Source organism: Salinicola sp. MH3R3-1, assembly GCF_001937155.1.
Lineage (GTDB): Bacteria > Pseudomonadota > Gammaproteobacteria > Pseudomonadales > Halomonadaceae > Salinicola > Salinicola halophyticus.
The window spans coordinates 1-307 of sequence record NZ_MSDP01000102.1 but is presented as its reverse complement, the minus strand read 5'-3'; the positions used below and the strand labels follow the sequence as shown (position 1 = coordinate 307).

General features: G+C 52.8%; 1 tRNA gene. It reads right to left on the bottom strand.

Features of this window, described 5'->3' with window-relative positions:
* Positions 1–68: 68 nt before the first annotated feature.
* Positions 69–144, bottom strand: a tRNA-Asn gene (locus tag BTW08_RS18550).
* Positions 145–307 lie beyond the last annotated feature (163 nt).

Here is a 307-nt window from a genome sequence, read left to right as displayed (position 1 = left end):
AAAGAGGATCATGCGAAACAAACATCAAACGGAGGGAAAGCATCTTGCGGGGAAGAACATCATCGCATTGGCTCCCCGAACAGGACTCGAACCTGTGACCCAATGATTAACAGTCATTTGCTCTACCAACTGAGCTATCGGGGACCATCCTTCAGCACGCGGCGTAGTATACGCGTTGAGTCCTTTGCGTCAAGGCTGATGCACACGAATCTTCAAAACGGCGGCGAAGAATTCTGCAGCACAATCAACACGCTGCGGAATTCGCCCTATCGGTCAACGACTCGCCGGCCATAGTGGACGAAGGCGG